The 5,359-nt window shown below is 63.0% G+C and carries 5 protein-coding genes; 4 read left to right on the top strand and 1 reads right to left on the bottom strand.

The annotated features are described in order from the left end of the window. Positions 1–1,048: ActS/PrrB/RegB family redox-sensitive histidine kinase (locus WCE35_RS03780; protein WP_424592003.1), on the bottom strand; the 1,048-nt coding region annotated here is incomplete at its 3' end. A 120-nt stretch (positions 1,049–1,168) separates the two neighbouring features. On the opposite strand from WCE35_RS03780, the gene WCE35_RS03775 reads away from it, so the two are divergent. The 4 genes from WCE35_RS03775 (at position 1,169) to WCE35_RS03760 (ending at position 5,271) form a co-directional block, all read left to right on the top strand. Beyond that, complete coding sequence (locus WCE35_RS03775; protein ID WP_424592002.1) at positions 1,169–1,963, top strand: ABC transporter ATP-binding protein; 795 nt, start codon at positions 1,169–1,171, stop codon at positions 1,961–1,963. A gap of 47 nt (positions 1,964–2,010) precedes the next feature. Next, positions 2,011–2,778 (top strand): ABC transporter permease, encoded by a 768-nt coding sequence (locus WCE35_RS03770; protein ID WP_424592004.1) that lies wholly within the window; start codon positions 2,011–2,013, stop codon positions 2,776–2,778. Positions 2,779–2,904: 126 nt separating this feature from the next. Beyond that, positions 2,905–4,233, top strand: coding sequence for a polyhydroxyalkanoate depolymerase (locus WCE35_RS03765; RefSeq protein WP_424592001.1), 1,329 nt, complete (start codon positions 2,905–2,907; stop codon positions 4,231–4,233). Positions 4,234–4,431: 198 nt separating this feature from the next. Next, on the top strand, positions 4,432–5,271 hold the full coding sequence (locus WCE35_RS03760) for a M48 family metallopeptidase (protein ID WP_424592000.1): 840 nt from the start codon (positions 4,432–4,434) through the stop codon (positions 5,269–5,271). Positions 5,272–5,359: the final 88 nt, after the last annotated feature.

Below are 5,359 nucleotides of genomic sequence, written 5' to 3'. Positions count from 1 at the left end.
TCTCGACCGTCTCCGCGTTCCACCACGCGTTCACTTCGACAGTTTCCCGGGCGAAATCGACCGCGTTTTCCAGGATATTGCCGACGCCATAGAGGATCGCAGGATTGCGGGCGCCGACCGGCTCGCGCGCGCCTGCGACAGCAAGCCGCACCTTGATCGCGATCCCAAAATCGCGATGCGGCGCCACCGCCTCCTCGATCAGCGTCGACAGCTTCATGCGGTCGAACGGCGTGCCGCCCGGGGAAAGCTGGGTGATCTTGCCCAGGATGTCGCGGCAACGCTGGGCCTGCTCACGCAGGGTTTTCAGATCGCCCGCGATCTGGCTGTCGTGCACGGTCTTTTCCAGTTCGCGCGAGATCAGGAAAATGGTCGACAGCGGCGTGCCGAGTTCGTGCGCAGCGGCGGCGGCGAGGCCGTCGAGCTGGGTGAGATGCTGTTCGCGCGTCAGCACCAGTTCGGTTGCGGCGAGCGCGTCCGAAAGCTTGCGGGCTTCCTCGGTGACCTGAAACGCATAGAGACTGGTGACGCCGATCGCGAGCAGGATCGAGAGCCAGACGCCGAACAAATAGATCGGCGGCAGCACCAGGGGGTCATCGCTGTCCCACGGCAGCGGGTAGTGAAAGAATACCAGCGTCGAGGCACAGGCCATTGCGAGCAAACCGAGCGCGATCGTCAGCCGGATCGGCAGCGCCGTCGCCGAAATCAGGACCGGGGCGAGAAACAGGAACGAAAAGGGATTCTGCAGCCCGCCGGTGAAGAACAATAGCCCGGCCAGTTCGACGATGTTGAGCGCGAGCAACGCCGCCGCATAGACCGGCTCCAGCCGCTGCATCGGGTTGAAGGCGGTCTGCAGCGTGAGATTGAGCAGCGCCGAAAGGCCGACGATGGCAACGCAGGGAACCACCGGAACATCGAATTCCAGCCCCTGCGCGACGATGAAAATCGCGGCAAGCTGGCCGAGCACGGCGAGCCAGCGCAGCCGCAAGATCGTATCGAGACGGACATAGCGGCGCGGATGGCGGAAATCGGAGGCTGCAACGTCGGTCATGGCGGCAGTCTAGCGGTGCTGCCTTGCGATCACAAACCGCGCCAGGGCCGCGCCGAGGCTGTCAGCCCCTCCGCCCAAAGCCTTGCGCTTGCCGCCGCGATGCCGCAATGAACGGCCCGCATGGTGAACAATGACGGAACTCGCAGTCCGGCGTCCGCGGCCGATCCGGCAGGATCCGCCGCGATCGAGGTCGCGCATCTGGTGAAACTGTACAAGACCACCCGCGCCGTCGACGATGTGACGTTTCGCATCGCGCGCGGCAGCGTCACCGGCCTGCTCGGCGGCAACGGCGCCGGCAAGACCACGACCATCGCCATGATCATGGGGCTGGTGCTGCCGACCTCGGGCCGCATCCGGGTGCTGGGCGCTTCGATGCCCGAGCAAAGCGCGGACGTGCTGGGCAGGATGAATTTCGAAAGCCCCTATGTCGATATGCCGATGCGGCTCACGGTGCGGCAGAACCTCGCCATCTTCGGCCGCCTCTACGCGGTCGAAAATTTGCGCGAACGGATCGAGCAGCTCGCTTCCGATCTCGATCTCGGCGATTTCCTCGACCGCGCCAACGGAAAGCTCTCCGCCGGCCAGAAGACGCGCGTCGCCCTGGCCAAAGCGCTGATCAACCAGCCTGAGCTCTTGCTCTTGGACGAGCCGACGGCGTCGCTCGATCCCGATACCGCCGACTGGGTCCGGCAGCATCTGCAGGACTATCGCAAGGCGCATGACGCGACCATCCTTCTGGCCTCGCACAACATGCTGGAGGTGGAACGGCTGTGCGACCGCGTCATCATCATGAAGCGCGGCCGCATCGAGGACGACGACAGCCCCGACCAGATCCTGGCGCGTTACAACCGCGCCACGCTGGAGGAAGTCTTCCTCGACGTCGCCCGCGGCCGGGCGCGGGAGGGCGCGTCGTGAGCGTGACCGTTGCAAGCCGCGGGATTTCGCCGCATCGCATTTACGCGATGGTGCTGCGCTACTGGTATCTCCTGATGTCGTCATGGCCGCGCCTCTTGGAATTGATCTACTGGCCGGCGCTGCAGATCATCACCTGGGGCTTTCTGCAGAGTTACATCTCGCAGACGTCGGGGTTTTTCGCGCGCGCCGGCGGCTCGCTGATCGGCGCCGTGATCCTGTGGGACATCCTGTTCCGCGGCCAGCTCGGCTTTTCCATCTCGTTCCTGGAGGAAATGTGGGCGCGCAATCTCGGCAACCTGATGATGAGCCCGCTGAAGCCGATCGAGTTCCTGATCTCGCTGATGATCATGAGCCTGATCCGGCTTGCGATCGGCGTGATCCCGATGACGCTGCTGGCGTTGTTCTTCTTCGACTTCAATTTCTTCGGCATCGGGCTGCCGCTGATCGCTTTCTTCTGCAACCTGATCTTCACCAGCTGGTCGATCGGCATCTTCGTGTCGGGCCTGGTGCTGCGCAACGGGCTGGGCGCCGAGAGCATCGTCTGGACGCTGATGTTCGGGCTGATGCCGCTTGCCTGCATCTATTATCCGGTGAGCGTGCTGCCGCATTGGCTGCAATATCTTGCCTGGACGCTGCCGCCGACCTATGTATTCGAGGGCATGCGGGCGCTGTTGATCGACCATGTGTTCCGCGCCGAGCTGATGATGTCGGCGCTGGCGATCAATGTGGTGCTGTTTATTGCGTCATTTGCGATCTTTCATGCGCTTTTGCGCAGCGCCAAGCGTCAAGGCTCGCTGCTCGGGGGAGGCGAATAAAGGTTAGTTTCCCGTTGATTTACGGGATATTCAGCCTGCCTCCACACATGGACGGATCGATCCGTCCATTGACGCATTGTTACGCATTCGGCAGTATGCTGCGGCGCAAAACAGGGATCAAAAGTAATGCCGATTGGTGAATTTGGCGGTGCTCCGCCGCTCGTAGCCGAGGGCAGTCCGGCGCTTACGAGGCCGATGTACTGGATGTATGAGATGGCGCATGCGTCGCTCAATCCGGCTCGTGCCGTGACCGACGCCACCAAAATCCTGTTCCAGAATCCGCTCAATCCATGGACGCACACCCGGTTCGGCAAATCGATCGCCGCCGGCTGCGAATTGTTCGAGCGGACGACGCGGCGTTACGGCAAGCCCGAATGGGGGCTCGATACCACCGAGGTCAACGGCGTGCGCACGCAGGTCGAGGCCCGCTCGATCTGGGAAAAGCCGTTCTGCCGCCTGCTGTATTTCGATCGCAAGCTGACGCGGCCGTTGAGCAGGCCGCAGCCGCGGGTGCTGATCGTGGCGCCGATGTCCGGCCACTATGCGACGCTGTTGCGCGGCACAGTCGAAGCCTTTCTGCCGACGCATGAAGTCTACATCACCGACTGGTCCGACGCGCGGATGGTGCCGGTCACCGAGGGCCGCTTCGACCTCGAGGATTACGTCGATTACGTGATCGAGATGCTGCATGTGCTCGGCGGCAAGATGCACGTCATCGCGGTATGCCAGCCTTCGGTACCCGTCGTGGCGGCGGTTTCGGTCATGGAAGCCGCGCGCGATCCTTATGTGCCGCTGTCGATGACGCTGATGGGCGGCCCGATCGACACCCGCCGCAATCCGACCGCGGTCAACGATCTCGCGGCCCAGCGCGGCATCGAATGGTTCCGCAACCATGTCATCACCAAGGTGCCGTTCCCGCATCCCGGGGTGATGCGCGACGTCTATCCGGGCTTCCTGCAGCTCAACGGCTTCATCAGCATGAATTTCGACCGCCATATGGACGCGCACAAGAACCTGTTCAGCCATCTGGTGAAGGGCGACGGCGACCTGGCCGACAAGCACCGCGAATTCTATGACGAGTATCTCGCGGTCATGGATCTGACGGCGGAGTATTATCTGCAGACCGTCGATCTGGTGTTCGTCAAGCATGCGCTGCCGAAGGGCGAAATGACCCACCGCGGCAAGCCGGTCGATCCGTCGAAGATCAGGCGCGTGGCGCTGATGACGGTGGAAGGCGAGAACGACGATATCTCGGGTCTCGGTCAGACCGAAGCGACCCATGCGCTGTGCACCTCGATTCCCGATCATGGCCGCGTGCATTACGTGCAGAAAGGCGTCGGTCACTACGGCGTGTTCAATGGTTCGCGCTTCCGCTCGGAAATCGTGCCGCGCATCTCCGATTTCATGGTGTCGGCGGCGAGCACCAAGCTGTCTTTGGTGGCAGCAGCCGAATAGCCGTGATTCCGGCACCGATTCGGTCGGGTCGATAAGCCTCTGAATTAATTTAAAGAATCTCGATTCGCTGTCTTCTGAAGGAATGAGTGTGACCTCATTTCTTGAGGGCCCTCTTGAGAGCTGTTCTTGCCACATTTTTTTGTGCCAAGCCCCTTCCTGTAGAGGCCATCGGTCGCCAAGCCCCTGTATATTGGGCAAATGATTTGTTTTTGCGCCGAGCGATTTCACTGGCGGCGGATATGGCAGAATCCGGGCGAACTCCTGCTCCCCGGACTTTCAGACATGGCCACTCGCGCGCTCCTTTATCGGCGGCCTGCCGAACCCTCGACTGTTTTGGTCAAACATGGCTCGCAAGTCTTCGCGATCAGGCTGCGCCGGCACCGGCGCGCCCGCCGCTATACCCTGCGCATTCATCCGACCGACCGCGAAGCGATCCTCACCATGCCGCCGCGCGGAACGATCGCGGAGGCCAAGGATTTCGCGCAGTTGCACGGCGGCTGGATCGCCGCGCGTCTTGGCCGTTTGCCGAAGGCAGCCCCGTTCACCGCAGGCACCGTGGTGCCGCTGCGCGGCCTGCCGCATCGGCTGGTGCATCGCGCGGGCGTGCGCGGCACGGTGTGGACGGAAACCCGCGACAGTGGCGAGAAGATCCTCTGCGTCGCCGGCGGCGTCGACCATATGGACCGGCGTGTGCACGACTACCTCAAGCGCGAAGCGCGCAAGGATTTGCACAAGGCATCGTTGGCCTATGCCGGGGAATTGGGCGTGCGGGTCCGGCGGGTGTCAATTCGCGATCAGTCGAGCCGCTGGGGATCGTGCACCTCGGCGGGGTCGCTGTCGTTCTCATGGCGGCTGATCCTGGCACCGCCCTTCGTGCTCGACTACCTCGCCGCGCATGAAGTGGCCCATCTCGTCGAGATGAACCATTCGTCGCGGTTTTGGCGGATCGTCGGCAAGGCCTGCCCCTCCGTCGAGCGCGCCAAGCGCTGGCTCGATACCTACGGCAACGACCTGCATCGCTACGGGATCGAGGATTAGCGGTTACCGCCGAACAGCCGCTCCAGCAGCCAGCCGTCCAGCCCGGCCGCCGGTTCCGGCCGCGAGGCGGTGCGCGTCGGTGGCGGAC

This window comes from Bradyrhizobium sp., from assembly GCF_049691595.1.
Lineage (GTDB): Bacteria > Pseudomonadota > Alphaproteobacteria > Rhizobiales > Xanthobacteraceae > Bradyrhizobium.
This window is presented reverse-complemented; position numbering and strand designations above follow the sequence as displayed.